This is a genomic window from Actinopolyspora sabaoui (assembly GCF_051225635.1).
Lineage (GTDB): Bacteria > Actinomycetota > Actinomycetes > Mycobacteriales > Pseudonocardiaceae > Actinopolyspora.
Genome location: NZ_JBMIHH010000006.1, coordinates 290,007 through 314,945 on the forward strand (window position 1 = coordinate 290,007; position 24,939 = coordinate 314,945).

Consider the following 24,939-nt stretch of genomic DNA (forward strand, 5'->3'; position numbering starts at 1 on the left):
GAACCGACCTTTCCCGGCCCGGTTACGACGGGCCGCGGTATCGACGCTGCTCGGTTGAGTTCACGCACCGGCACACCGTGCTCACCACCGGCCCGCCTCTGATGGGTCGGTGGTGAAAACGGTGTGGAGTTACGCCTCGATCGCCAGTGAGGAACCGCCGCGCGACTTGCGCACCCGCAGGCGTACCGGAATACGCTGCCGCAGCTCGTCGACGTGCGACACCAGACCTACCATCCTGCCCCCGGCGCGCAGCTCGTCCAGCGCGTCCATCACGAGGTCGAGTGTATCCCCGTCCAGGGTGCCGAAGCCCTCGTCGATGAACAACGTGTCGAGCATCGCGCCGCCGGACTCCTCGCTTACCACGTCGGCCAGCCCGAGAGCCAGCGACAGCGAGGCGAGGAACGACTCGCCGCCGGACAGCGTTTTGGTGGAACGGGTCCGCCCCGAGTAGTCGTCGATCACGCGCAGGTCAAGCCCACCACGTTTGCCGTGCGCGCCCTGTTCGTCGGAGTGCACGAACGCGTAACGCCCGTCGCTCATGTGCCGCAGCCTGGCGGTGGCGGCCACGGCGACCTCCTCCAGGCGCGCGGCGAGCACGTAGGAGCGCAGCGTCATCAGACGGGCGTTCTGTCCCTGCCCGTTGATCACGTCGGTCAGGGCGTTCAGTTCGGCGAACTCCTCCTCCAGGGGGGCCAGTTCCTTCCACGCCTGCCGCAGTTCCTCCCCGAGCTCGGCGAGTTGCGAACTGCGGTGACCGAGGTCCCCGAGCACGGCGGTCGCGTCGTCTGCCAGCCCTCGTGCCTGTTCGGCAGCCGCGGCGGCGCCTTCGGTGTCCACCTCGGTGTCGACGGAGACGTTCGGCAGCTCGTCGAGGGTGGCCCTGGCGGCCGCGTCGCGGCGGTCCATCTCGGTGATCCAGTCGGCGAGTTCGTCGATGCGCGGCTGTTCCCGCCGTGCCGCCAGCGCCACTTCGGAGCTGTCGAAACCGTTCTCGGTGGCGATCCGCGCCAGCGCTTCGCGCTGTTCGTTCTCGCGGGTCACCGCCCGGTCGTGTTCGCCGCGTGCCCGCACCGCGCGTTCGAAGCGTTCGGCGAGTTCGAGCAGGTGTTGCCGCCGTGCCGTGACCGTGTCGAACTCGCCGCGTGCCTCGCGCAGCCGTTGTTCCCGTTCGTGGACGGTCTCGGCGAGGGAGTCCCGAGCGGAGCGTGCGGCGCTGATCCGCTTGTCGAGTTCGGTGCGCCTGCCACTCAGCAGCTCGGCGCGGTTGTTGAGCTCGGTCAACCGTTCGGCTCGAAGCTGCCGCTGCTCGGCCAGTTCGCGCAGGTGGTCACGTTCGACCGCGGCCCGGTCGAACTCCTCGCGCAGTTGTTGTTCGGTGCGTTCGCCGAGCTGTTCGCGGAGTCGGGTGTGTTCCCGTTCGGCCTCCTCCAGTTCACCCCGTGCGTCGTCCCTGCGTTGTTGCCGGTCGGCCTCGGCATCGCGGGCGATCCGTTCGGCGTCGGCGCCGACGGACGACTCGCCCGGCTCGGCCGGGTGTGGGTGCTCGAACGAGCCGCAGACCGGGCAGGCCACGTCGGTTTCGAGTCGGGTGGCCAGTTCGGCGGCCATGCCCGCGAGTCTGCGTTCCCTGATGTCCTGCAGCTGGTCACGCGTCTTCTGGTGCTCGTCGACGGCGTGCTGTGCCCGTTCGCGTGCCGTGTCGCGTCGCTTCTCGGCCTCGGGGAGTCGCCGGGCGGCCTCCAGCGTCGCGTTCAGTTCCTCGCACCTGGCGGTGGCCGTTTCCAGCCGTTCGGGGGCCTGTTCGGCTTCGTGGGCAGCCGCGCGGGCCTGTTCGAGCGCCTCCGGCAGCTGGTGCTGCTGCTGGACGAGTTCCTCGTCGGTGGCGAGGTCGGCGGCGATGTTCTCGTCGAGTTCGGTGATCCGTGCTCGGTCGTGGCGCTGCTGCTCGGCCTCCTGCTCCCGATCGGCCAGCACGGCCGCTTCCTGGTGGTAGCGCAGCGAGCGGGCGTGCAGTTCGTCGGTGTCGGCGGATCTCTTCCCGCCGGCACCGTTCTCGCCGGCACCCTCCCCGGACGGCGCGGGACCGTCGGATTCGTGGTCGGGACAGTCGGCCAGGGCCCGGTGCAGCTCCTGCTCAGCCTCGCGCAGCCGGGTGGTGCTGTTGTCCAGTTCCCGGGCCGCGTTGCTCACGGGGGCGGCGCGGCGGGCCGCGTCGAGTTCGACACCGGCGGCCCGGTAGGTCTCGGACAGGGCGGCGAGTTCGTCGAGCTCCGCGCGGGCGTCGCGGACGCGTCGCACCTTGCCCGCGAGTTCGCGCTGCCGAGCCAGGGCCTCATCGGCCTGTTCGCGCTGCCGTCGGAGCCGCTCGTCCTCTGCCCGGGCGTGCTCGTACCTGCGTGCGAAGCTCCGCTCCGTCTCGTCCAGCCATTCGGCACGGTCCGCGCCGTCCTCGGGTTCGCTGCCCGCGACCTGGGCGAACCGGGCCAGTAGTTTCTCGCTGTGCTCCCGGGCGGTGTGCAGTGCTGCCCGGCGCTGCTTGCGTCGCTCGCCGAACCACTGCTCGATCCGGGAGAACTGCCGGGTGTCGAAGAGCTCCTCCAGCAGGTCGGCCCGTTCCTTGGCGTCGGCGCGCAGGAAGCGCGCGAAGTCGCCCTGCGGCAGCAGTACGACCTGGCAGAACTGCCCCGCGTCCATCCCGAGCAGCCGTTCCACGGTCGGACCGACCTCGTTGGGACGGGTGATCCCTTCCCGCGGCTCACCTTCGGGTGGCTCGTCGAGCCAGGTCAGCGTGGCCTTGGCCTTCTCCTTGGTGGTGCCCGTGCCGGTTTTCTTGGGGCGCTCGTACTCCGGGTTGCGCTCCACGCGCATCCGGCAGCCCTGCACGGTCAGTTCCAGTGAGACCTGGGTCGGTGTCTCGGGCGGGGCGGTGTCGCAGCGCAGTGCCTTGGCCTGGTGGCGGACACCGGGGATCTGGCCGTACAGCGCGAAGGTGACGGCGTCGAGCACGGTGGTCTTGCCCGCGCCGGTGTCGCCGTGCAGCAGGAACAGCCCGTCGGCGCCAAGCTCGTCGAAGTCGATCCGCTGCCGGTCCCGGAACGGCCCGAAGGCCGACAGTTCCAGGTGATGCAGTCTCACCGCCGCACCTCCGCGATGTTCAACTCGGACAGCGCCCGATCCAACAACTCACCCTCCGAATCGGACGGTTCCTGTCCACGGCAGTTGGCGACGAAGTCCCGCAGCAGCCGCGGCTCGTCGCGGCCGCGCACCGCCTCCGAGTAACTCAGCGAGGCACGGACCCTGCCGCCCTCGGGTTCCCACTCCATGTGCACCGCGTAGGGGAATCGCTGCTGCAGCCTGCGCATCCCGTCCACGGGGCGGACCTCGTCGGTGACCGTGGCCGAAACATAGCAGTCCGTGGCGGATTCGTACTCGGGGTCGTGCAGCAGCTGTTCGATGGTTCCGGACACGGTGGCCAGTTCGCGGGGCACGGGTAGTTCGATCCGGCGTGTCCCGGACAGCCCTTCGGAGTCCAGTTCGACCAGCCACACCGATTTCCGCTGCCGCGCCTCGGAGAACGAGTAGGCCATCGGGCTGCCCGAGTACCGCACCCGTTCGGTGATCCGCTGGCAACCGTGCAGGTGTCCGAGTGCCACGTAGTCGACCCCGGCGAACACGTCGGCGGGTACCCGATCCACCCCGCCGACGGCGATGTTGCGTTCGGAATCGCTGCTGCCGCCACCGGTGACGAAGGCGTGCGCCAGCACCACGGACCTGGTGTCGGGGTCGCGACTGTCCAGTTCGCTCCGCACCCGGTTCATCGCCTCACCCAGCACCGCGGGGTGACCGCGCTCGACGTCCTCGGCCGCTCCGGGGGCGGGGCTGGTGCGCAGTACCTGCCGGGCCGGGTCGGGTTCGAGGTAGGGGATGCCGTAGAAGGCCACCGGTCCGTGCTCGTCGGAGAGCACGGTGGGCTCGTGCAGGGTGGCGACGCGGGTGTGCAGGTGCAGCCCTCCGGCCGCCGCGAATCCGGCGAACGCGCCGACCCGCTGCGGGGAGTCGTGGTTGCCCGGGGTGACGACCAACTGCGCGCCGGTGCGGCGGAGCTGTTCGAGTACGTCGACACAGGTCTGCACGGCCTCGCCGGAAGGCACCGAGCGGTCGTAGAGGTCCCCGGAGATCACCACGACGTCCACGCTCTCGGTGCGGACGATCTCGGCCAGCTCGGAGAGCACCCGCCGCTGGTCGTCGAGCAGGTCGTGGCCGTGGAACGTGCGGCCGATGTGCCAGTCCGAGGTGTGCAGCAGGCGCATGGCCGCACGCTATCGGGCATCCCACGGCTGTTCGATCACCCCGTCGGCAGTGGTGTGGCGCGGGCGGTGGTGGTGTGGCACGAGCGGGTACGGCGCGTCGCGGACGGGGACGGGACGCGGCTCCCGTTCGTCGGCGATGATCCGTTCGACAACCGACGGACGAGGGAGGAGCGCTCGTGGGGTCAACGATGCTCGGCGGTCTGCTGGTGGTGATGGTGCTGCTGTTCGCGGCCGCGCTGCTGGTGATCTGGCGGTTGTACGGCGACTCCGCCCGTAGGGCCGAGGATTCCGGGCGGCGGGCGGAGGAGGCGCTGCGGATGCTGGAGGCGGAGCGGGAGCGCGCCTCGCGGCACGAGACGGCGCTGCGGCGCTACGAGGTGACCTTCGCCTCCAGCACCGGTCGCGGCGAGCTGGGCGAACAGGCCCTGGTGCGGACCACCCGCGCGCTGGGGCTTCGGGAGGGGGTTCACTTCACCCAGCAGACCGATCTCGCGGGCGGTGGCGCCGCCCGGCCGGATCTGGTGCTCAACGTGGGCGGGGACCGGCGCGTGCCGGTGGATGCCAAGGCCAGTTTCGCCGCGTGGGCGGAGGCGATGGAAACCGACGACCCGGCGGAGCGCGACGAGGCGCTGCGCGTGCACGCCCGCAACATCCGCGCCCGTGCCAAGGAACTCGCGGGCAGGGACTACCAGCGTTGGGCCGACGCGATCTACGGCTCGATCATGTTCGTGCCCTCCGACGCGGCGGTGGTCTCGGCGCTGGACACCGACCCGACATTGCTGGGGTGGCTGTTGGAGAAGCGGGTGTTCCTGTGTGGACCAACCGGGTTCGGGGTGCTTGCCTCGGCCGCGCTGTTCGCGGCGACCGAACGCACCATCGCCGCCGACATCGAGCGGATCCGTGCCCAGGCTGTGGAGGCGCAGCGGGCGGCGAGTTCTGCGGTGGAGGCGGTCAACCTGTCCGGAACCCACCTGCGGCGATTCGTCTCGGCGCGCCGCAGGGAACTCGACGCGCTGGAGCACTTCCGGGGGGCGGTACAGCCGTTGGCCGAGTTGGCCGACGCCACCGGGGTGGCCGAGGTGCGTCGGGCTTCGGAAGGGCTGGCTGGTTCGGAGGAGTCGGTCGGTTCGGAGGAGTCGGTCGGTTCCGAGGAATTGTCCGGTGCGGGAAACGGGGCGATCCGAACCGACGGGGTGAGCTCCCCGAACGGCTCGGGGGACGGCGCGGCGGAATGGCCGAACGCGGCGGGATGACCGGTGCTCCGGTCCTGTCGAGCACCGCACGGTGGTCCCGCCGTGCTGACCCCGGTTCGCTCCGGGAGGGGATCAGGCTGAATCGGCGGTGGCGATCCGCTGCTGCTCCGCCAGGAAGTGCGCCGTCTCGGAAGTGTTCTCGTAGAGCGTGCGGTAGTGGCGGTAGAAGGCGTCGTAGCGCTCGGTGTTGGCCGGGTCGGGCTCGATCCGGTCGACCACCGGATTCCACTCGTCCGGGGAAACCGCCGTGCCGGTGGCCAGCCCCGCCAGCAGCGCGTCGCCGTAGCAGGCACCGATCGTTTCCGCCGGGATCAGCTGGGTGCATCCGGTCACATCGGAGACGATGCGGGTCCACAGTCCTCCCGTGGTGCCGCCGCCCACCGCGACCAGCCGTTCGGTAGTGGTCTCCGGACCGCGCATCTCGGCGAGGTTGTGCCGCACTCCGTAGGCGATTCCCTCCAGAGCGCCGCGGTAGAGCTCGGCCCGGCCGTGCTCGGTGGTCAGGCCGAACAGCATGCCCCGCGCGTCCGGATCGAACACGGGGGTGCGCTCACCGGCGAAGTACGGCAACAGCAGCAGCCCGCGACTTCCCGGCGGCACTTCGGAGGCGGCGGTGACCAGTTCGGAGAACTCCCCGCCGAACAGACCGCGCAGCCAGTCGGTAACCGCGCCGGAAGTGGCCATTCCGGCGGCCTGGGTGTGGGTGCCCGGGTAGACGCCGCAAGTGCCCCACAGCACCGGATGGGGCCGGAGCCGCTCCACCACCCGCACGAAGAACATGGTGGTGCCGTACATCAGCATCACGTCGCCGGGATCGCGCACACCGACGCTGCACGCTTCGGCCCAGGCGTCCACGGTGCCCACCGTGACCGGCAGACCTTCCGGGAGCCCGGTCTCGGCGGCGGCGCGGGCGTGGACCCGGCCCGCTGTTTCGGTGGGCCAGGCCAGTTCGGGCAGTTCGAGCCCGGGTGCCACCGCGCCGGACCACTCGGGGGCCCAGCGTTGCTGATGGGGGTCGTAGAGCGGGTCGCACTGGCTGGCCGAGTGATGGTCGAGCACGTAGCGACCGGTGAGGCGGTGCACCAGGTAGGAGCCGCACATCAGCAGTTTCGCGGTGCGGCGGTAGGTCTCGGGTTCGTTGTTGACCAGCCAGCGGATCTTGGGGCCGACCGCCTGGCTGGTCAGCGCCGAACCGCTGTGCCGCAGTATCTCCTCGGTTCCGAGTTCGGAGTTCAGTTCCGCGATCTCGGCGGTGGCTCTGGTGTCCACGCCGTACAGGATCGCGGGCCGCAGCGGGTTGCCCTCTTCGTCGGCGGGCAGCAGCGTCGGTCCGATACCGCTGACCCCGAGCCCGGCGATCCCGCGCCGCTCGGCGGCGGGCAGGAGCTCGGCCACCAGCTCGCGGAAGTCGTGCCACCAGATCGCCTCGGCGTCGTGCTCGACCCGCCCCGGCGACGGACGGCTCGTGGCGTGGGCGCGTTCGGCCCTGGCCAGGATCTTGCCGCTGGTGGTGGTCAGGACGCCCTTCGAGCTGGACGTGCCGATGTCGATCCCCAGCAGTACCTCTTCGGACATCGCTCCCACTTCCCCTGGCCGTCGCGAAACCACGGCGAACCGTCCGCTGTTCGGAGTCCTCGTGGAGGGTTGGCGTCAATTTCCCACGAAATCGCCGCCACTGCGGAGCCCCCAAGCAGAACTCCTACCATTCCCGCGCTCGGCACCGCAGTGTCATAGTTCCGTCACCCACGAAGGCCGCACTCCCACCACTCCCGCAGGTCGCACTCCCACCACCCTCGCAGTCGGCACCGCCGCGGGTTCTCGCGTGCGGCTCTCGCGAGGACGCCGGAGACGTTGTGTAGGTCGCTACCCGAGGTCGCCGGACCCACAGCGAGAGCCGTGCGCGAGGTTCCGCCACGCAACCACCCCGGCAAACCGGACGGCAAACTCACCGACTCCATTCCTCCAGATCCAGGTCGAGCAGCTGGGCGACGGCACGCAGCTCGGCGCGGTGATCACCCGGTACCGCGTGGATGTGGTTGGCGCCGAACCGGGACAGGAACGTCTCGGTGGGCGCGTCCAATCGGGCGAAGGCGTGCGGCCATTCCGGGGTGGAACGATCGACGAGTTCCGCCGTGGTGGCGGGGTCGAATTCGAGGAACTCGCCGAGCATCAGCTGCATGCGATAGCGGCCGTCCTGACGTGTCAGCCTGCCCAGGGTCATGGTGCCGGGGGCGGCGATGTGCCGCACCGAAGCACCGCCGGCCGGGAAGAAGAACACCTCGGGGCACAGCCGCACCCGGGCGAGGTTCACGGCAGGATCGGCACTGCGCGCGGCGAACCAGGTGGCGTGCTGTCCGGAGTTGCACAGGTCCCACACGTCGCGGTCGGGGTGGTAGTGCCGCACGTCCGCGAACAGCGCGGGCGTTCCGGCGACGTCCGAGAACAGCTTCATGGTCAGCGCACCGTCCATATCGGCCTCGGTCGCGCAGATGTGGGGCTGTTTCGGTCCGTTCCAGTCGTAGGGGTCGTTGAGCAGGGCTTCGGTGATGTCCATGGTCGCGAAGTTCTCGGTCAACTCCGGCTGCGCCTTGATACCGGAGAAGTCCAGGCCGCGTTCGGCGATGATCTCGCGCACTGCCAGGTAGGAGGCGATCTGGCGTTCCAGCAGTTCCGGGGTGAGCTTGTCACCGTCGTAGCGCACCTCGCCCGCGTACTGCTCGAACCACCAGGGGCGCGGGGGAGTATCGAGCTTTGGGCCGGTGGGGATCGTGCCAGTAGTCGTGAGGCTGTTTCACCGGGGTGGGCGGGTTTGCTGCTCGATGTATTGCCGCATCGTTGCCAGCGGGGCGCCGCCGACCGATCCGGCGAAGTAGGACCCGGACCAGAGCCGCGCGCCTTTCCAATAGGCAACCCGCAGGTCCTCGAACTCTTTGCGCAGTAGCCGGGACGAGACTCCTTTGAGGCTGTTGACCAGCTTGGACAGGGTGACCTTCGGGGGGAAGTGCACCAGCAGGTGCACGTGGTTGTCCGCGCCGTTGAACTCGACGAGCTGTGTCTCGAAGTCGTCGCACACGTCGCGCATGATCTGTTCCGTCCGGTCCAGGTGGCTGGTGGTGAACACCGGATGCCTGTACGTCGTGATGAAAACCAAGTGCGCGTGCATCGCGTAGACAACGTGGCGACCAGTGCGGAAGTCGTTTTGATCAGTCATCAAACCAAGTGTATATTGAGATCAGTTCGAAGGGAGGTGATCAGTCGATGCGGCTGCGGTACCGCTACCGGCTCTATCCCACGCCCGGCCAGCGCATCGCGTTGGCGCAGGCGTTCGGCAACGCCCGCGTGGTCTACAACGACGCCGTACGTGCCCGGCAGGACGCATACTGGGCGGGCGAGAAGTTCCCCAGTAGCACCGTGCTGCAGAAACGGTTGATCACCGACGCCAAGAAAACCCCGGAACGGGCGTGGTTGTCCCGTGCTCAGCACAGCATGCTGCAGCAGGCCATCCGCGACTGCGACCAGGCGTATCGGAACTTCTTCGACAGCCTGACGGGCAACCGCGCCGGTAAGCGGGTGGGATCGCCCCGGTTCAAGTCCCGCAAGGACAACCGGCAGGCCATCCGGTTCCAACCGGACGGGTTTGGTATCCGCCCCACCGGCAAGCTCCGACTGTCCAAAGTCGGAGACATCAAGGTTGCCTGGTCGCGGGACCTGCCGTCCGCACCGTCGTCGGTCACCATCATCAAAACGGCCGACGAGTGCTACTACTGCTCGTTCGTGGTCGAGGTCGGCGACGAAACCCTGCCACCCGCCATCGACGAGGCAGGTCAGGACCACGAACTCGCCCTGGACCTGGGGTTGTCCGCGTTCGCCGTCGACCAACACGGCCGGGTACTCGACAACCCCCGGTTCCTGCGCCGCGCCGAACGTAAACTCAAACGCCTTCAGCGGGCACTGTCCCGCAAGCAGCGCGGCTCGAACAATCGCCGCAAGGCACGGAAGAAACTCGCACGTCAGCACGCCAAAGTCGCCGACACCCGGCAGGATTGGCTCCACCAGGCCACCACCAGCATCGTTCAGGAGAACCAACTGATCGTGCTGGAAGACCTCGCAGTCTCCGGCCTGGCCCGCACCCGGCTGGCCAAGAGTGTGCATGACGCAGCGTGGGGCACCTTCCGCAGGTTGCTGGAAGAGAAAGCCGCACGATACGGGCGGGACCTAGTGGTCATCGACCGGTGGCTACCCACCAGCCAGACGTGCTCGGCCTGTGGGCATGTGGACGGGAAGAAGCCGCGCGATGTCCGGGAATGGACCTGCCCCTGTGGCGCGGTCCACGACCGCGACCGCAACGCAGCACGCAACATCCTCGCCGCCGGACGGGCGGAGAGACAAAACGCCTGTGGACCCGACGTAGGACCCGCTACGCGGGCGGCTGGGGACGAAACAGGAACCCACCGAAGCGCCGCATAGGCGCAGTAGAAAATCACCCACCTCCAGGCGGGTGAGGACGTCAATGGTCGGTGTTGGCAACGGCCGTGTTCATCCCCATGGGGCGCCCGCCGAATCGACCGAAGGTCAGGCCGCGCAACCCCGAGGTGGCAGCGGCGGCGGTGGCCCTCGCGCCGATGTGGGACAGCGGTTCCGAATCGTCGGGAGCACCCCACGTCCTGGTGTGGTCGCGTCCGATCTGGTCGAGGGCGCCGCCCGCGGCCAACATGCCCACCAGCCCGGGTTCGGTCGGATCGGTACTGGCCGCCAGCACGAGCGGTGTGTCGAGGACCGAGGCGGCGAGCATGGTGAAGTGCGGGAAGGCCCAGACGGCGTAGTACAGCACGGTGACGTCGATGCCGGATTCGGCCAGGCGCCTCGCCTGCGCGGTGGCGGCGGTATTGGAGTCGACCGGGTCACCGCCCTCGATGACCTCGTGCCCCGCCGCACGTAGCGAGCGCACCAGAACGCCCTGCTTTTCCCGAATGAAATCCGCATTTCGTTGGTGCACGTGCTCCCGGCCGTCGGAAATACCGAGCACACCGATACGAGCTACGAAAGCCTCCGAACTCCGGCGAGAATGCCGAGTATCGTCGCGAATTACTGTCACCTGTGGAAAGTTCCGAAACGGTCGATCGTTTCGCGGGAAATTATTCCCACGCCGGAACGATGTCAATTCGATAGCGGAGAGCGGGAGTTCTCGATCGTTTTTCGTGTTCGCCCCGCCCGTCCGGAGCGGGTGGCGCTATCGTCCCACCGCCCGGTAGGAGAACGCGGTGTAGCGCACCGCCGACCAGGGTGGCGCGTCGTCCGCCGGCAGCAGCCGCACTCGTAGCGTGTTTCGGCCCCGGGTGAGCTCGGCAGGGATGTCGAAACCGTCTTCCAGCCACCGGTGAGCGCTGTTGCCCAACGGCTGCGACCAGATCCCGGCCTCACGACCGTTGACCAGCACGCGAACCCGCTGATGGCTGCTGCCCTGGTCGGCGAGTCTGCGTAGCCGCACCCCGGAATTGTCCGGGTCGATGCGCACCCGGAACCCGATCTCACCGGTGGTCGAGGTGGTCGTGTACCGGTACGGCCCCGGATCTTGCCTGCCCTCGAAGGTGGCGGTGAGCTCGCCACGCGTCTCACCGATGGCGCGGTAGTCGTGTGCCAGTCTGCTGAACCGGTCGCCCAGGTCGATCCGGTCGGTGCGCCGCATGGTGGAGATCGGGCTGCCGTACCAGTAGGCGGTGGAGCTGTAGCGCGCCGGCTCGTTGTTGGCCGGTCCGTGCTCGATCCCGGCGACGAGTTCACGGTCGAACGACACCGCGTCGGACACGAGCAGCCGGTAGGTCCCGGTGCAGTCGTAGCGGCACCCTTCCCCGGAGTACTCGTAAGCGGGATTGCCCGTCAGCGGCATGGCGAAGGTGGTGCCGCCTCGGAAGTACCAGCCCGACTCGTAGAAGTCCTCCGTGCCGGTGCCGTACCAGGCCGGACTGGCCGAGCCGTCCACGTAGAACCGCTCGTCGCCCTCCAGATAGTTGCGCTGGTTGGCACGCGGGGATGCCGAGGAACGCGGTCCCCGCGGTGTGCGCGCCACACCGGGCGGGATTCTGCCGCGCATGGTGTGCGTCACGCCGTAGAACGTCCCGCTTCCCGAGGTGGACAGGAACTTCCAGTCCTTACCGGGTTCGGTGAGGCCATGGCGGTGCGTGGCGTGGAAGTGGCCCGAACCGGTCCCGGGTCCCGCGCCCGCCGACGGGGCGGCGGTCGCTTCGAGCACCGCGCGGCGGATCGGCACGGAGCCCTCGTTGACCAGCTCGATCTCGGCTCCTCGTGCGAACGGCATGGGCCACCAGGAGGTGTACCAGCCCTCTCCGGCGTCGATGGAGCTCATCAGCCTGCGCACGTCGTACTCGCCCAGCCCGGAGCCGAAGAACTCACCGATCGGGGCGTCAACGGTGGTGCGTCCGTCGAAGGTGATCCGCAGCCGCACGTCGCGCAGCACCGCGTCGGACTCCTCGACCCTCGCACGCTCGTGCGGCAGGTGGGCCACCAGTTTGCGGCGCTGGAAGACCTGGTTCTCGATCCGGTAGTCGTGTGCCGCCTCGTCGCCGGGGTTGGCCGGTCCCACGTCGAGGATGTCGGTGCGGATCCAGTCGCCGTCCACCCTGCTGTGCACTTCGTAGCGGAACTCGTTGATGTCCACCTCGGCTGCTCGGAACTCGTTGGTGACGCGCAGCTCGGACTTGCCCCGGGTCAGCGAGGCGGGCACGGTGAGCCGCTCACGCCCCCACTCCCCTTGCCGCGCCGGGCCGCTGTTCCAGGTGCCGACGCGTTCGTCGTCGACGAGCAGCCGCGCCACCTGGCCTCCGACGTTGGCGTCGTAGCGGCGGGTTATCCGGACCCCGTCGTTGTCCGGTGCGACGCGCGCGTCGAAGGAGCTGGATCCACCCGCGCCGAACGCGCGCCCGTCGTCGATGACGCGCGGTGCCGCCACGACGCCGGGGATGCGGAGTCGCAGTTCATCGATCATCGCCGGTCCGCGGATCGGTTTCAGCGTGGTGGACTCGCCGGGGAGCAGCGAGAACCGGGAACGCCGTTCCGCGATCGTGGGCGCGTCCGGTTTGGGATCGGCCACCCCGAACCGACGCAGCCGCCGGACCACATCCAGGGCGGGGTCGCGTGGGTCGAAGGTGGTGACGCCGTCCGCGTCGGCGAACGAACGGTGGTCGACGTGGTAGAAGTACGGGTTCTCGTCCACGGTGATCCGCATGGATTCCCGGTAAGGCATCGGGACCTTCACGACCGCGCCACCGGAGGTGTCGCGCGCGTCGCCGACCAGGGGCCAGACGAACGGTGGTCCCAGTTCGCCCGCGACCACGTCGGCCAGCGGGGCATCCAGCACGGTCCGGCCGTCCAGTTCGATGTGGATGTTCCCGGTCGCGGTGACATCACCCCAGGGATCACGGGTGAACCAGACGGAGGTGATTTCCCCGGCCCCGGTGTGCTCCGCGATGACGCAGCCACGCTCGGTGGTGCGCAGGCACGAGTGGGTTCCGTTGAAACCGTCGTCGTTGCTGCCGCTTCTGGCGAAGCTGGAGAACTGTTCGCTGTTACCAGCGTGTCGGAGTCCGCCCAGCTCGTCCAGCGTGCGATAGCTCTCCCAGCCGACCGTGCGGCCCTCACCGGCCCCACCCGGTGTGCCGGGTTCCGCGGCACGCACGCGTCGCGAGGTGGAGTCGCCGGTGGTGGCCCCCAGGGTGCCGAGAACCAGCACGAACACGACGAGAACTCGCGCTACGCGCCCGCGAACGGCGGGCCCGGACCGGATTCCCGCGCTTGTTCCCACGGCCATCGTGTTCGCCTCCCGGGTAGGAATCCGCGACCACGCCGCGGGAAACCGCACCGGGGTCGATCCACTTCCCGGGAATTGTCGTACGAGCGAATCCGATTTCGCACCGAAGTCCACATCGTTCGTTCGGGGGAATCGGCACTACGGGAAAGACATCGAAAAACCAGAGGTCTTCACATTTTCGCGATGTTCGGCGGCATCGAATCGTCGATGCACTTCGCCGGATTCGTCACCGGGAATTCAACCTGCGATACACTTCGGCGGCGTTTTCCCGGGTGACCAGCTGTGTCGGCAGGGTCTGCTTCTCGGGGACCGACTCGCAGTCGATCAGTATCCGTTTCGCGGCGGTTATCGCCTCCGCCCCTCCGGTGGGGTAGACGAACGTCGCCGACAACCGACCCTGCTGCACCGCCTTGATCCCGCCGGAGGGAGTCGGAAGCCCATCGATACCCACGAACTTCGTTCCCCCGGCCCGTCCCGCGGCCCGCGCGGCGAGGTGGGCGCCCTCGGCCATGGGATCGTTGTGCCCGTAAACCGCGTCGATGCGGGGATGGGCCTTGAGCATCGCCGCCATCTTCGACCGGGCCTCGGCTCGCAGCCACTGCCCGTCCGCGGTGGCGACGATCTCGATTCCCGAGCCCTCGATCCCGGCGCGGAAACCCCTACCACGTTCGGCCGCGGGGGTGGAACCGGACAGGCCGCGCAGCTCGACGATCCTGCCGCCCTCGGGCAGCAGGTGCTCGGCGAGGTACTCGCCCGCCTTTCGGCCGATCTTCTCGTTGTCGGCGCCGATGAACGTGGAGTAGGAATCGCCGTTCACCTTGCGGTCCAGCAGGATCAGCGGAATGCCGCTGTTGTGGGCCCTGCTGACCACTCCGGTCAGCGGAGCCGCCTCGTTGGGACTGACGATCAGCAGGTCCACCTGCTTGGTGATCAGGGTCCGGATCTGACTGACCTGTCTGGAGTTGTCCTGCGCGGCGTCGAGGAACTGCACCTCGTCGAACTGCTCGACCTCGGCGGCGGCACGCCTGATGTCGGCGTTCATCCGCACCCGGTAGGGCTCGGCGACGTTGGCCTGGCTGACTCCGATGGTGTACTCCTCGCCCGGTCCGCCGCAGACCTCCGACGGGTCCGGTCCCCCACCGGCCGCGCCCGCGTTCGTGCTCGTCGTCCCGCATCCGGCACCGAGCAGCGCGACGGCGCAGACCACCGCGAACATCGATCGCGTCCGAGAACTCATCCGGGCTCCTCCCCCACTACCGGGTTTCCGCTACCGGCTGGGCCACAGCCGCTGCGCGGCGGCGGCAGCCACGATCACGAGACCCTTGATGACCAACTGCAGGTCGGTGTCCACTGTGTTGAGCGCGAGGATGTTGTTGAGCACTCCCAGCAGCAGCGCGCCCGCGATCGTGCCCATCATCGAACCGCGACCGCCTGCCAGGCTCGTCCCACCCACCACCACGGCGGCGATCCCGTCCAACTCGTAGGAGATCCCGGCATTGGGGCTGCCGGTGTTGAGCTGGCCCGCGTGCACGATGCCCGCCAGGGCCGCGCACAGTCCACAGATCCCGAACGCGATGATCTTGACCCGGTTGACCGGAACCCCCGAGGTCCTGGCCGCCCTCTCGTTGCCGCCGATGGCGTATAGATGACGGGAGAACGCGCTGCCCCGGAGGAACACGACCGCGAGTACCGCGAGCACGGCGAAGATCAACGCGGGGACGGGCACGATGCCGTCGAGGGTCCGCTCTCCGAGCAACGAGAACGACAGCGGTGCCTGCCCCGCACCGGGACCGTAGGTGATCGGCACGGTCTCTCCGCCGGACCACAGGCGGGCCAGCCCTCTGGCGATCTGCAGTCCGGCGAGCGTCACGATGAACGCCTGCACCCGCAGCAGTGCCACCGCCAGTCCCTGCAACAGGCCGAACACCAGCCCGGCGAGCAGCACCACCGTGACCGCGGCGAGCATCCCGAAGTTGTCCTCGGTCAGCAGCACGGCCGAGCCCACCGCCGCCAGCCCGAGCAGCGATCCCACCGACAGGTCGATGCCGCCGACGAGGATGACGAAGGTGAGGCCGATCGCGATGATGCCTATCTCGGAGATCGCCCGCACGAGGTTGAACAGGTTCTCGCTGGTCAGAAAGATGATCTCGCCGTCGTCGCCGCGTGGTGAGAACACCACGGAGGCCAGGAAGACGAGGCCGAGGCCGAACAGGCTCTGGAATCGCAGCAGCGCTTCGGCGCCACCCGAACCACTCCGCCCCGCCCGTAAAGCTCCGGCGGGCCGAGCTCCGGCCGCCGAAGTCCCGGACCTCGAGGTGACCGGCGTCGAGGTACCGGCCGTGGCTTCCGGAGTAGTGGCAGCGTCCGGCACCGATCCGCCGCCGGAGGTGGACGTGGAGTCGGCGGGCTCCTCCTCGGTGGAACGCGAGCTCATTTCCCACCCCCGGTGGAAACCACCGCCGGCTCCGCCGCGTCACTCCGGTTTCCCATCGCGGTCGCCAGCAGTTCGGCCCGGCTGGTTCGCGAGCTGTCGAACTCGGCCACTGATCCGCCGTCCCGCAGCACCACCACGCGGGAACACACGTCGAGCAGCTCGGCGAGCTCCGAGGAGGCTAGCAACACCCCGATGCCCTGTCCGGCGATCTCGTCCAGCAACCGGTAGATCTCGACCTTGGCCGCTATGTCGACTCCCCTCGTGGGATCGTCCAACAGCAGCAGGGACGGCTCGGTCAGCAGCATCCGTCCGAACACGACCTTCTGCTGGTTGCCGCCGGAAAGCGTGCCCACGGCATCGGACGTGGAACCGAGCTTGATCCCGAGACGTCGAGCGCTCCGGCGCGCGGTCGAGCTCTCCCGCCTCCTCGCGACCAACCCGAGCCTGCCGAGTCGGGGCAGCACGGACAACACCGTGTTGGCGGTCACGGAGTGTTCGGTTACCAGACCACTGCCGGCGCGGTCCTCCGGCACGAACGCGACTCCGGAACGGAGCGCCTGCCGGGGACCGCGCGGCCGGTAGCGGGCGGCGTGCAACCGCACCTCGCCGCGCCATTCGGCGCTCGGCCCGATGCCGTAGAGCGCTTCGAGCAGTTCGGTGCGCCCCGAGCCGAGCAGCCCGCACAGTCCCACGATCTCGCCACGGTGCACCGAGAGGTCCACACCGGCGGGATTCCTCCTGCCGTCCTCGCGCCCGCGGCCGCGCACCGCGAAATCGGACAGCGCGAGCAATTCACCGCCCGGACTCCGCCGCGTGGGTGTGAAAGCGGTGGCGAAATCGTCACCGACCATGGCGGTGGCGGCCTGCGCTGCCGTGACGCTGCGCGCGTCGAACTCGGCGGCCACCTCGCCGTTGCGCAGCACTGTGGCACGGTCGGCGACCTCGCCGATCTCGTCCATCCGATGGGAGATGTATACGATTCCGGTACCGGCGCGGCGCAGTTCGGCGATCACCGCGAACAGCCTTCCCACCTCGGTTCCGGACAGCGCCGAGGTCGGCTCGTCCATGATCAGTATCGCGGCGTTCCGGGCCAGCGCCCGGGCGACGGTGACCAGCTGCTGCTCACCGATGCGGAGCCGCCCCACGGGAGTGCTCGGGTCGAGATCCACCCCGATGCGCCGCAGCAGTCCACGGGTTCGCGCGTTCATCCGGGAACGGTCCACAGTGCCGCGTGCGGTGCGGGGTTCGCGTCCGAGGTGGAGGTTCTCGGCGACCGACAGCGCCGGCACCAGATCCAACTCCTGCTGGATCATGGCCACTCCGGCACGCTGCGCGTCGATCGGACCACGGAAAGCGAAGAGTTGCCCGTGGATGCGGATCTCGCCGGAATGGCCGGTGACGTCTCCGGACAGCACCCGCATGAGGGTGGACTTGCCCGCGCCGTTCTCACCGAGCAACGCGTGGACCTCCCCGGCCCGAACGGTCAGGTCCACGTCCGAACAGGCCAGTACACCACCGAACCGTTTCGTGATCGCCCGTAACTCCACCAGCGGTGGTGCGGCGTCCATTGCGTCCCCCCTGCGGAACACGAGCGGATAACCGATCGCTTCGCCCAGCCCGCTCACCCGTGTGTTGTGTCAAGCATCACACGATGTGACCGGAGTCCGCCCGCTCCACTCGCGTGTATCACCCGATTCGGTGGCAATAACGGACAGGTCACGGCACTACCGCCGTCGAACGGAGAAGCCGCCCACGCGGAGCAACGAACCGATCGGGGGTCGTGGACGTGTCGTTGCTACCGCACTGGACCGTTACGGTGACAACCGTGACCGCGACATCCGAGCGCAACATCCACAGCTCCGAAAGCCGTTCCGGACAGTTGGCACAACGGTCGGCTTTCGGAACCACCCGCGGCATCCCGTGGTGGGCGGCGTTTCTGCTACCGCTGGTGCTGGCCGCCCTGGGTGCCGTGATCGACACGTTGATCTGGTCGGGCCCCGGTGTCGTTTTCACGTCGGGCTGCATCGTGGGCGCGCTGCTCGCGGTCATGCTGGTTCAACGCGGCAGCCTGTTCGGCCCGATGGTGCAGCCACCACTGGTCGTGGCGATCGTCATCCCGAGCGTGGTGTGGGCGATGGGCGTCGGTTTCAACGCGGGGGACGGCCTTCGCCAGGTGATGCTCTCGCTGGCCACACCGTTGATCAACAGCTTTCCGGCGATGGCCGCGGCGACAGCGGTGGCGATACTCGGCGGACTGACGCGAATATTCGTACTACAGCCGTGGAAACACCGCGGCAGAGACAGGGCGGGGACCTCGGCGGCGACCGAGTCGGCTCGTGGCGACGAAAGCGACGGCGACGGACGCGCTTCCAAGGGCAGGGGCTCCGCGCGGGCCTCCCGTGGCGAACCCGCCGAGGGCGGCGACAGCGCGTCGAGCCGTGGCAGAGCCGGTACGGTAACCGCGGCCCCCGAGGACGCGGACGATCGTGCGTCCCGACGGAAGTCAACACGGTCCGGACCGCGCGAGCAGCGCTCGGACTCCCCCGAGGCCTCGGGAGCACGCGGGACGCCCCCCGGACGTGGCTCCGGACCGAGGAGGCGCTCCGAGCGCTCACCGGAGCGAGCCGACGGCGAGACGCCCCGTGGTTCCGGCAGCCGCGAACGAGACGGCGGGAAGCCACCGAACGGACAAGACGATCGACGGTCGGAACGCGGGCAGCGGAGCGGCGAACCGACCGAGAGCTCTGCGCCGAACCGGGAGAGGCGCCCGGCACGCCCCGGCAGGGGCAACGCGAAGCGCCCGCCACACGAAGGGGACTCCCCCGACAGGTCGGCACAGCGTCGGGGGCGGACCGAACCGCCGGGACGGCCGCGGCGTCCCCGACGCGACGAGGGCTGAGAGGCGACGAGCGCCGGGCGGACCCGCCCGGCGCTCGGACTCACTCCGGGGGTGATCCTGGTTCGGTGAAAAACCGTCCGAACCGGACGCGGCGGACCACCCTCGGAAGGCCCGCTGCCCGAACCGGGGTGCTCAGCGCACGCTCTGCGGACTGTTCGGGTTCTCGTCCAGGTCCTTTCGCAACTCGCGGGGCAACGCGAACGAAACCTTCTCGTTGGCCGTGGTGACCTCCTCGACCTCACCCCAGCCGCGTTCCTGCAGGTAGTCCAGCACCTGGAAGACCAGCACGTCGGGTACCGAGGCCCCGCTGGTGACACCGACGGTGTCCACTCCTTCCAGCCAGGACTCGTCGATCTCGCTGGCGTAGTCGATCAGGTGGGAGGAGGTGGCTCCCGCCTGCAGCGCTACCTCCACCAGGCGCTTGGAGTTCGAGGAGTTCTGCGAACCGACCACCAGCACGAGATCGCACTCCTCGGCCATCGCCTTGACCGCGACCTGGCGGTTCGAAGTGGCGTAGCAGATGTCGTCGCTGGGCGGGGCCTGCATCTCGGGGTACTTGTCCTGCAGCTGGTTGACCCGCTCCATGGTCTCGTCCACGCTCAGGGTGGTCTGGGACAACCAGACGACCCGCGAGGGATCGCGCACCTCGACCTGGTCGACGTCCTCCGGCTTGTCCACCAGCTGGACGTTCTCCGGGGCCTCACCCGAGGTGCCCTCGACCTCCTCGTGGCCCTCGTGTCCGATGAGCAGGATGTCGTAATCCTGCCTGGCGAACCGGTTCACCTCCTTGTGCACCTTGGTGACCAGCGGGCAGGTGGCGTCGATGGTGCGCAGGTTGCGTCGGGTCGCGGCCTCGCGGACGGCGGGGGAAACACCGTGGGCGGAGAACACCAGCAACGAGCCCTCCGGAACCTCCTCGGTGTCCTCGACGAACACGACACCGCGCTCACGCAGGTTCTCCACCACGTGCTGGTTGTGCACGATCTCCTTGCGGACGTAGACGGGCGCGCCGTACTTCTCCAGCACGCGTTCCACCGTGTCCACGGCGCGATCGACCCCCGCGCAGTAGCCACGTGGTTTGGCCAGCAGAATTCGTTTACCCGACGGGGCGGAGTCGGTGGCTGTCGTATCCTGTCCGGAGTCGGAAGCCTGCGGCGAGGTGCTCATACCGCACAGGGTACGGATGCGGCGCGGAACGGTCAGCAGCCAGCACCGTCTCCGAGGGGCGAAGACTCGGGCCACGACGCGCTCCGGACGCGCTGTGACACCGGGAGCACGCGGACGGTGCTCGGCGGCAGGGCGAGGCCCTGCCCGGGCCACGCGGTGCGCGGTACCACTCCGCCACGTGATGACGAGGGCCACGCTCGTGGGGCAAGCTTGAAGGTATGCGATCGTTTCCTTTGCCGGTTCGGGTGGCAGCGGGGCTGGCGGGCACAGTGGTCGAACAGACCCGCAGGCTGCCCGATCACCTGATCGGTCTGCCCGTCACCGTCACCAGTCAGGCCCTGCAGCTGAGCATGCGGGTGCAGCAGCACATCACGGAGCTGGCGATCAAGGGAGACGACCTGCTCGCCGGGGTGCGGCAACCCGAACAACACCCCGAGTGGGCGACGTTCGACGAGGACGAGCCGCCCACCGCCCCGGAGCGGAGTCGGTCCGAGCGGCAGGCGACAGCGAGCGATTCCGAGACGGACCGCTTCGTGGCGCATCCGCCCCCGGAGCACGAGTGGTCGGGCGAGGAGGCCCCGGAGGACGTCTCGGATCTGCTGCCCGGCTACGAGGAAATGACCCTGCCGCAGCTGCGGGGGAAGTTACGCGGGCTCTCCGAGTCGGACCTGGTGCGGCTGCTGGAGCACGAACGGGCGCATTCCCGGCGCCCGGACTTTCTGCAGATGCTGTTCAACCGACTGAACAACGTGCGCGCCGCCGCCGAACGCGACGGCTGACCGCTCGCGGGCACTCCGTCGAACGCCCCTCGAACGCCCGGTCGGAAACACGAGCCTCGAGGCGACTCCGGTCGTTCGTGACACCACGTGCGCCCGCGACGGAAACGGTCCGGCCCAACCCGAGTCGTCATCCGAAGGAGCGAGTCCGCTGAGTTCCGCCACCAGTGCCGAAGAACCCTGGCCGGTTCGTACCGTCTCCCGCAAGATAGCGGAGTGGATCAACCGGTTGGGAAACATCTGGGTGGAGGGCCAACTCACCCAGATCTCCGCACGGCCCAAAGCCACCACCGCGTTCCTGACGCTGCGCGATCCCTCCGCCGACGTGTCGTTGACACTGACCTGCCCGAACACCCTGTTGCAGGGCATGGATCCGCCACTGACCGACGGCAGCAGAGTGGTGGTGCACGGTAAACCCTCGTTCTACGTGGGCAGGGGAACCCTGAGCCTGCGGGTGGACGAGATCCGCACGGTGGGTGTCGGCGAGTTGCTGGCACGTATCGAACGGCTCCGCAAGCTGCTCGCGGCCGAGGGACTGTTCGAGACCGCCCGGAAACGTTCCCCACCGCTGCTGCCCGGACGTGTGGGGCTGATCACCGGACGCGGTTCGGCGGCCGAGCACGACGTGATCAGCAACGCCCGGTTGCGCTGGCCCGCCGTGGACTTCGCGGTGCGCAACGTGGCCGTGCAGGGTTCCACCGCGGTGCCCCAGATCCTGGAGGCACTTTCCGAACTCGACCGCGACCCGGACGTCGAGGTGATAGTGCTGGCGCGAGGCGGCGGCAGCGTGGAGGACCTGCTGCCGTTCTCGGACGAGACGCTGTGCCGCGCGGTCGCCACCTGCACCACCCCCGTGGTGAGCGCGATAGGGCACGAACCGGACTCCCCGCTGCTGGATCACGTCGCGGATGTGCGCAGCTCCACACCCACGGGCGCGGGCAAGCGGGTGGTACCCGACGTGGCCGAGGAGACCAGACGCATCGGACAGCTCACCGACCGCGCCAGACGAGCGCTGCGCGGCTGGGTGGAGCGGGAGCAGGGACTGTTGAACTCACTGCGCAGCAGGCCTTCGCTCGCGGACCCGAAAGGTCCGCTGCGGCGGAGGAGCGAAGAGGTGGACGCACTGCGGGAACGCGGCAGGCGCGCGATGCTGACGGTGATCACCGGGGAGGGACAGGAGCTGGCCGCGACAAGGTCACGCTTGACGGCGCTGGGTCCGGCAGCCACGCTTGCTCGCGGTTACGCGATCGTGCAACGCGCCGACGGCCCGGATTCGTCCATCCTGCGTTCGGCGGAGCAGGTTCGCCCCGGAACGCCCCTGCGGATCCGCCTGGAGGACGGCACCATACATGCCGTCGTGACCGAGGACGAGTAGCCGGCCGCACCGGAATCCGACGGCACGCCCGCCGCGACAGCTCCCGCACGGGACCTGTCGCGCGGCGCGGCCCCGCGATGACGAGGTTTCCGGCAGTTGAAAGTGCACATGGAGGTTGTGGTGCTGAATCACGGGCGAGAGCCCACCTTCCTCCCCCTCACCGTCGCCGTTACCACTTCGGCGGCCACGGCTTCGGACACACCCGCCGTGGGTGATGCCCGCGTGGTCCGGAGTCGGGCGGAAGAAACGGACACGGTGGCGGCGGGCTGCTGGGCGGCGCTGCTCGGCGGTTGTCACCCTCCGGAGAGACGCGCGTTGCCGACGCAGCTCAGCGCACTCGCGGAAGCGACCTCACGGTACGTGGGCGACCGGTGGTGGTCGGAGCGTGGGGTGGGGTATCGGCGTAGGGTCGCCTCGGCACAACTACGCATCAATGACGCGGTGCGCGAAGGTGACGGCGAGGAGTTCGCCGAGGCCTTCGTCGGCTACGACCAGGCCATCGCCGAGGCGGTCATGTCGGTACAGCAGAACTTGGAAAGAGCCACGCAGTGACCAGCAGCGAACCGGAAAGTCCCGACGAGAGCACGGGGACGGCCGCAGCGAGCGCTCCCGAACACGGAATCCACCCCGAATCCGAGCACCCGGACGTCGCCGGACTGGGTTATGAACGAGCTCGCGACGAACTGGCCGAGGTGGTCAAGCGGCTGGAAGCGGGCGGGCTCTCCCTGGAGGACTCCCTCGCGCTGTGGGAGCGCGGAGAGGCGCTGGCCAAGGTCTGCGAACGACACCTCGCCGGTGCGCGACAGCGTGTGGACCAGGCCCTGGCGGCGGTGGAACAGCACGAGGAGCAGGCGGAAACCGGGTATTGAGCCCGGCCGCGTCACTGCCCGGGAGCCACGATCGAGGCACGCGAGACGGCCCTGGCCATCGTGCGGAACTCCCGCTCGTCGCCGTTGCCGGTGATCAGCACTCGGATATCGTCACGCTCGCTGACCCACGCCCGTTCCGAGCGGATGCTCTGGTAGATCACCCACTTGCGACCGGCCACGTCGACTGTTCCCAACGCCCTGGGCTGCTGTTCGGTTTCGAAGGAAACCAGCTCGGCCTCCGAGGCCGGTGACTGCGACAACCGCACGTAGTGGGTTCGGCCGGTCAACCAACCCACCTGCACAGCGGGGGTGCCCGGGGCGACCTGCCGCACATCCGCGGAGTTCGCACGCCAGCCCTCGGGCAGGCTGGGGCGCAACACCTGGAAGTCCACCCGGCGAGCCGCGGAGTCGAGCTCCTCGGAGGCGTTGACGGTGGGCGTGGTCACCGGGTCCATCGAGGGCCCCAGCGGGCTGAACGAGCAGCGTCCGGTCAGCCCGGCTATTCCCAGCACCACCAGTATCAGCGGCAGCATCGCGAACAACATGGCGCGAGCCCCACGGGGCGGGCCGCCCGCCGGAGCACTGGATCGATTGTCCTCCGAGCTCTGGTTGCGCTGTTCAGCCACGCCTCGCATGCTCTCACCCACCACGATGCGCGCGGCGACGCGCCCGCGTGGCCGGACGGGCGCGTGGCCTGCGCCACTTCACCGGAACGGCACGGACCAGGATCTGCGAAGATCCGCTCATCGAGAGGATCACGGGCGGTGAACACTCCGCCCGACCGGGCTCGCCCGTCGGGACGGGACGGGGCCGGACGACCGACGACCAAGGCAGCGGACAGTTACCGAGACAGCGAGTCGCACTCGCCCACGGGAGGCGCCATGAGCAGTTCCAGCACCGCTTCGCACGAGACCACCCGTCATCCCGAGGCCCCCGACCGCAACCTGGCGATGGACCTGGTGCGGGTGACCGAGGCAGCCGCGATGGCCGCGGGCCGCTGGGTGGGGCGTGGCGACAAGAATTCGGGTGACGGGGCCGCCGTCGAGGCCATGCGCAAGCTGATCGGGACCGTGGCGATGCACGGGGTCGTCGTGATCGGCGAGGGCGAGAAGGACGAGGCTCCGATGCTGTTCAACGGCGAGGAAGTGGGCAACCGGCAGGGCCCCGAGTGCGACGTGGCCGTCGACCCGATCGACGGAACCACCCTGTTGAGCAAGGGGATGCCTAACGCCCTGGCGGTACTGGCGGTCGCCGAGCGCAACGCGATGTTCGATCCCTCCGCCGTGTTCTACATGGAGAAACTGGCCGTGGGGCCCGAGGCGGCGGACGTGGTCGACATCGGTGCACCCGTGGCCGAGAACATCCGGCGGGTGGCCAAGGCCAAACAGATCGAGGTCTCGGATGTCACCGTGTGCATCCTGGATCGTCCCCGGCACGAGCAGCTGGTCTCCGAGGTGCGTGCGGCGGGCGCCCGGATCCAGTTCATCTCGGACGGCGACGTGGCGGGAGCGATCGCCGCCGCGCGGCCGGACAGCGGGGTGGACATGCTCATGGGGATCGGTGGCACCCCCGAGGGCATCATCACCGCGTGCGCGTTGAAGTGCATGGACGGCGAGTTGCAGGCCCGGCTGTGGCCGAAGGACGCCACGGAGCGGGAGCAGGTTCGGGCTGCCGGGCACGATCCGGAACGGATTCTGACCACCTCGGACCTGGTGGGCGGCGACAACGTGTTCTTCTGCGCCACCGGCATCACCGACGGGGCGCTGCTGCGCGGGGTGCACTACCGGGCGCAGCGCTGCACCACCCAGTCGTTGATGATGCGTTCCAAGTCGGGCACGGTCCGTCTGATCGAGGGCTCGCACAAGCTGAGTAAACTCAGTGAGTACTCGGAGCTCGACTTCACGAACGGCGAACCCACGGCGCGCTACGGCCTGCTGCCCTGAGCACCCGGCCGAATTCGGAAACCCGCGACCGACTCCGGAAACCCGGCGCCGGAGTCGTCGCGGGTGGCCAGCACACGAGGCGTCAATT

At 68.9% G+C, this 24,939-nt stretch carries 18 protein-coding genes and 2 pseudogenes; 8 read left to right on the top strand and 12 right to left on the bottom strand.

Annotated elements, in window-relative coordinates; translation table 11 throughout:
- Nucleotides 1-129: 129 nt before the first annotated feature.
- Nucleotides 130-3,135 (bottom strand): AAA family ATPase, encoded by a 3,006-nt coding sequence (locus ACOQFL_RS13765; protein WP_435544537.1) that lies wholly within the window; start codon nucleotides 3,133-3,135, stop codon nucleotides 130-132.
- Complete coding sequence (locus ACOQFL_RS13770) at nucleotides 3,132-4,310, bottom strand: exonuclease SbcCD subunit D (protein WP_435544538.1); 1,179 nt, start codon at nucleotides 4,308-4,310, stop codon at nucleotides 3,132-3,134. The genes ACOQFL_RS13765 and ACOQFL_RS13770 overlap by 4 nt, the downstream gene beginning before the upstream one ends.
- Before the next feature lie 176 nt (nucleotides 4,311-4,486).
- Between ACOQFL_RS13770 and ACOQFL_RS13775 the strand changes: the two genes are divergently transcribed.
- Complete coding sequence (locus tag ACOQFL_RS13775; protein WP_435544539.1) at nucleotides 4,487-5,563, top strand: DNA recombination protein RmuC; 1,077 nt, start codon at nucleotides 4,487-4,489, stop codon at nucleotides 5,561-5,563.
- Between the two features lie 72 nt (nucleotides 5,564-5,635).
- On the opposite strand, the gene ACOQFL_RS13780 is transcribed toward ACOQFL_RS13775, so the two are convergent.
- The 3 genes and pseudogenes from ACOQFL_RS13780 to tnpA form a co-directional block, all read right to left on the bottom strand.
- Nucleotides 5,636-7,138 carry an FGGY-family carbohydrate kinase gene (locus ACOQFL_RS13780; RefSeq protein ID WP_435544540.1) on the bottom strand — a complete coding sequence of 501 codons (1,503 nt, stop codon included), beginning with the start codon at nucleotides 7,136-7,138 and terminating at the stop codon, nucleotides 5,636-5,638.
- A 370-nt stretch (nucleotides 7,139-7,508) separates the two neighbouring features.
- Nucleotides 7,509-8,267 (bottom strand): annotated as a pseudogene (locus ACOQFL_RS13785) (L-fucose/L-arabinose isomerase family protein); the annotation flags it as partial.
- An 87-nt stretch (nucleotides 8,268-8,354) separates the two neighbouring features.
- Complete coding sequence (gene tnpA, locus ACOQFL_RS13790; RefSeq protein ID WP_435544541.1) at nucleotides 8,355-8,774, bottom strand: IS200/IS605 family transposase; 420 nt, start codon at nucleotides 8,772-8,774, stop codon at nucleotides 8,355-8,357.
- A 47-nt stretch (nucleotides 8,775-8,821) separates the two neighbouring features.
- Here tnpA and ACOQFL_RS13795 point away from each other — a divergent pair, with 47 nt between their 5' ends.
- Complete coding sequence (locus tag ACOQFL_RS13795; RefSeq protein ID WP_435544542.1) at nucleotides 8,822-10,030, top strand: RNA-guided endonuclease InsQ/TnpB family protein; 1,209 nt, start codon at nucleotides 8,822-8,824, stop codon at nucleotides 10,028-10,030.
- A gap of 46 nt (nucleotides 10,031-10,076) precedes the next feature.
- Here ACOQFL_RS13795 and ACOQFL_RS13800 read toward each other — a convergent pair.
- From ACOQFL_RS13800 to ACOQFL_RS13820, 5 genes and pseudogenes are all read right to left on the bottom strand, one after another.
- Nucleotides 10,077-10,649, bottom strand: a pseudogene (locus tag ACOQFL_RS13800) (L-fucose/L-arabinose isomerase family protein); the annotation flags it as partial.
- 144 nt (nucleotides 10,650-10,793) lie between these two features.
- Nucleotides 10,794-13,388, bottom strand: coding sequence for a glycoside hydrolase family 172 protein (locus ACOQFL_RS13805; protein WP_435544543.1), 2,595 nt, complete (start codon nucleotides 13,386-13,388; stop codon nucleotides 10,794-10,796).
- A gap of 226 nt (nucleotides 13,389-13,614) precedes the next feature.
- The gene (locus ACOQFL_RS13810; protein WP_435544544.1) at nucleotides 13,615-14,625 is read right to left on the bottom strand and encodes a substrate-binding domain-containing protein; all 1,011 of its coding nucleotides are present in this window, start codon (nucleotides 14,623-14,625) and stop codon (nucleotides 13,615-13,617) included.
- A gap of 30 nt (nucleotides 14,626-14,655) precedes the next feature.
- Entirely contained in the window at nucleotides 14,656-15,822 is a 1,167-nt protein-coding gene (locus ACOQFL_RS13815) for an ABC transporter permease (protein ID WP_435544545.1), read from the bottom strand.
- The gene (locus tag ACOQFL_RS13820; RefSeq protein ID WP_435544692.1) at nucleotides 15,819-17,390 is read right to left on the bottom strand and encodes a sugar ABC transporter ATP-binding protein; all 1,572 of its coding nucleotides are present in this window, start codon (nucleotides 17,388-17,390) and stop codon (nucleotides 15,819-15,821) included. The genes ACOQFL_RS13815 and ACOQFL_RS13820 overlap by 4 nt, the downstream gene beginning before the upstream one ends.
- Before the next feature lie 257 nt (nucleotides 17,391-17,647).
- Here ACOQFL_RS13820 and ACOQFL_RS13825 point away from each other — a divergent pair, with 257 nt between their 5' ends.
- Nucleotides 17,648-18,721: a DUF6542 domain-containing protein gene (locus ACOQFL_RS13825; protein WP_435544546.1), complete on the top strand. Its 1,074-nt coding sequence runs from the start codon at nucleotides 17,648-17,650 to the stop codon at nucleotides 18,719-18,721.
- Between the two features lie 132 nt (nucleotides 18,722-18,853).
- On the opposite strand, the gene ACOQFL_RS13830 is transcribed toward ACOQFL_RS13825, so the two are convergent.
- Nucleotides 18,854-19,888, bottom strand: coding sequence for a 4-hydroxy-3-methylbut-2-enyl diphosphate reductase (locus ACOQFL_RS13830; protein ID WP_435544547.1), 1,035 nt, complete (start codon nucleotides 19,886-19,888; stop codon nucleotides 18,854-18,856).
- 218 nt (nucleotides 19,889-20,106) lie between these two features.
- Here ACOQFL_RS13830 and ACOQFL_RS13835 point away from each other — a divergent pair, with 218 nt between their 5' ends.
- The 4 genes from ACOQFL_RS13835 (at nucleotide 20,107) to ACOQFL_RS13850 (ending at nucleotide 22,908) form a co-directional block, all read left to right on the top strand.
- Complete coding sequence (locus tag ACOQFL_RS13835; protein WP_435544548.1) at nucleotides 20,107-20,667, top strand: lipid droplet-associated protein; 561 nt, start codon at nucleotides 20,107-20,109, stop codon at nucleotides 20,665-20,667.
- A gap of 148 nt (nucleotides 20,668-20,815) precedes the next feature.
- Nucleotides 20,816-22,039, top strand: coding sequence for an exodeoxyribonuclease VII large subunit (gene xseA / locus ACOQFL_RS13840; protein WP_435544693.1), 1,224 nt, complete (start codon nucleotides 20,816-20,818; stop codon nucleotides 22,037-22,039).
- A gap of 120 nt (nucleotides 22,040-22,159) precedes the next feature.
- Nucleotides 22,160-22,591: a hypothetical protein gene (locus tag ACOQFL_RS13845; protein WP_435544549.1), complete on the top strand. Its 432-nt coding sequence runs from the start codon at nucleotides 22,160-22,162 to the stop codon at nucleotides 22,589-22,591.
- 68 nt (nucleotides 22,592-22,659) lie between these two features.
- Nucleotides 22,660-22,908, top strand: a complete 249-nt coding sequence (locus tag ACOQFL_RS13850) for an exodeoxyribonuclease VII small subunit (RefSeq protein ID WP_435544694.1) — start codon at nucleotides 22,660-22,662, stop codon at nucleotides 22,906-22,908.
- Nucleotides 22,909-22,919: 11 nt separating this feature from the next.
- Here ACOQFL_RS13850 and ACOQFL_RS13855 read toward each other — a convergent pair whose 3' ends face one another.
- Nucleotides 22,920-23,543, bottom strand: coding sequence for a DUF4245 domain-containing protein (locus tag ACOQFL_RS13855; RefSeq protein WP_435544550.1), 624 nt, complete (start codon nucleotides 23,541-23,543; stop codon nucleotides 22,920-22,922).
- Nucleotides 23,544-23,789: 246 nt separating this feature from the next.
- Between ACOQFL_RS13855 and glpX the strand changes: the two genes are divergently transcribed.
- Nucleotides 23,790-24,851 (top strand): class II fructose-bisphosphatase, encoded by a 1,062-nt coding sequence (gene glpX, locus ACOQFL_RS13860; protein ID WP_435544551.1) that lies wholly within the window; start codon nucleotides 23,790-23,792, stop codon nucleotides 24,849-24,851.
- The last annotated feature ends 88 nt before the right edge of the window (nucleotides 24,852-24,939 follow it).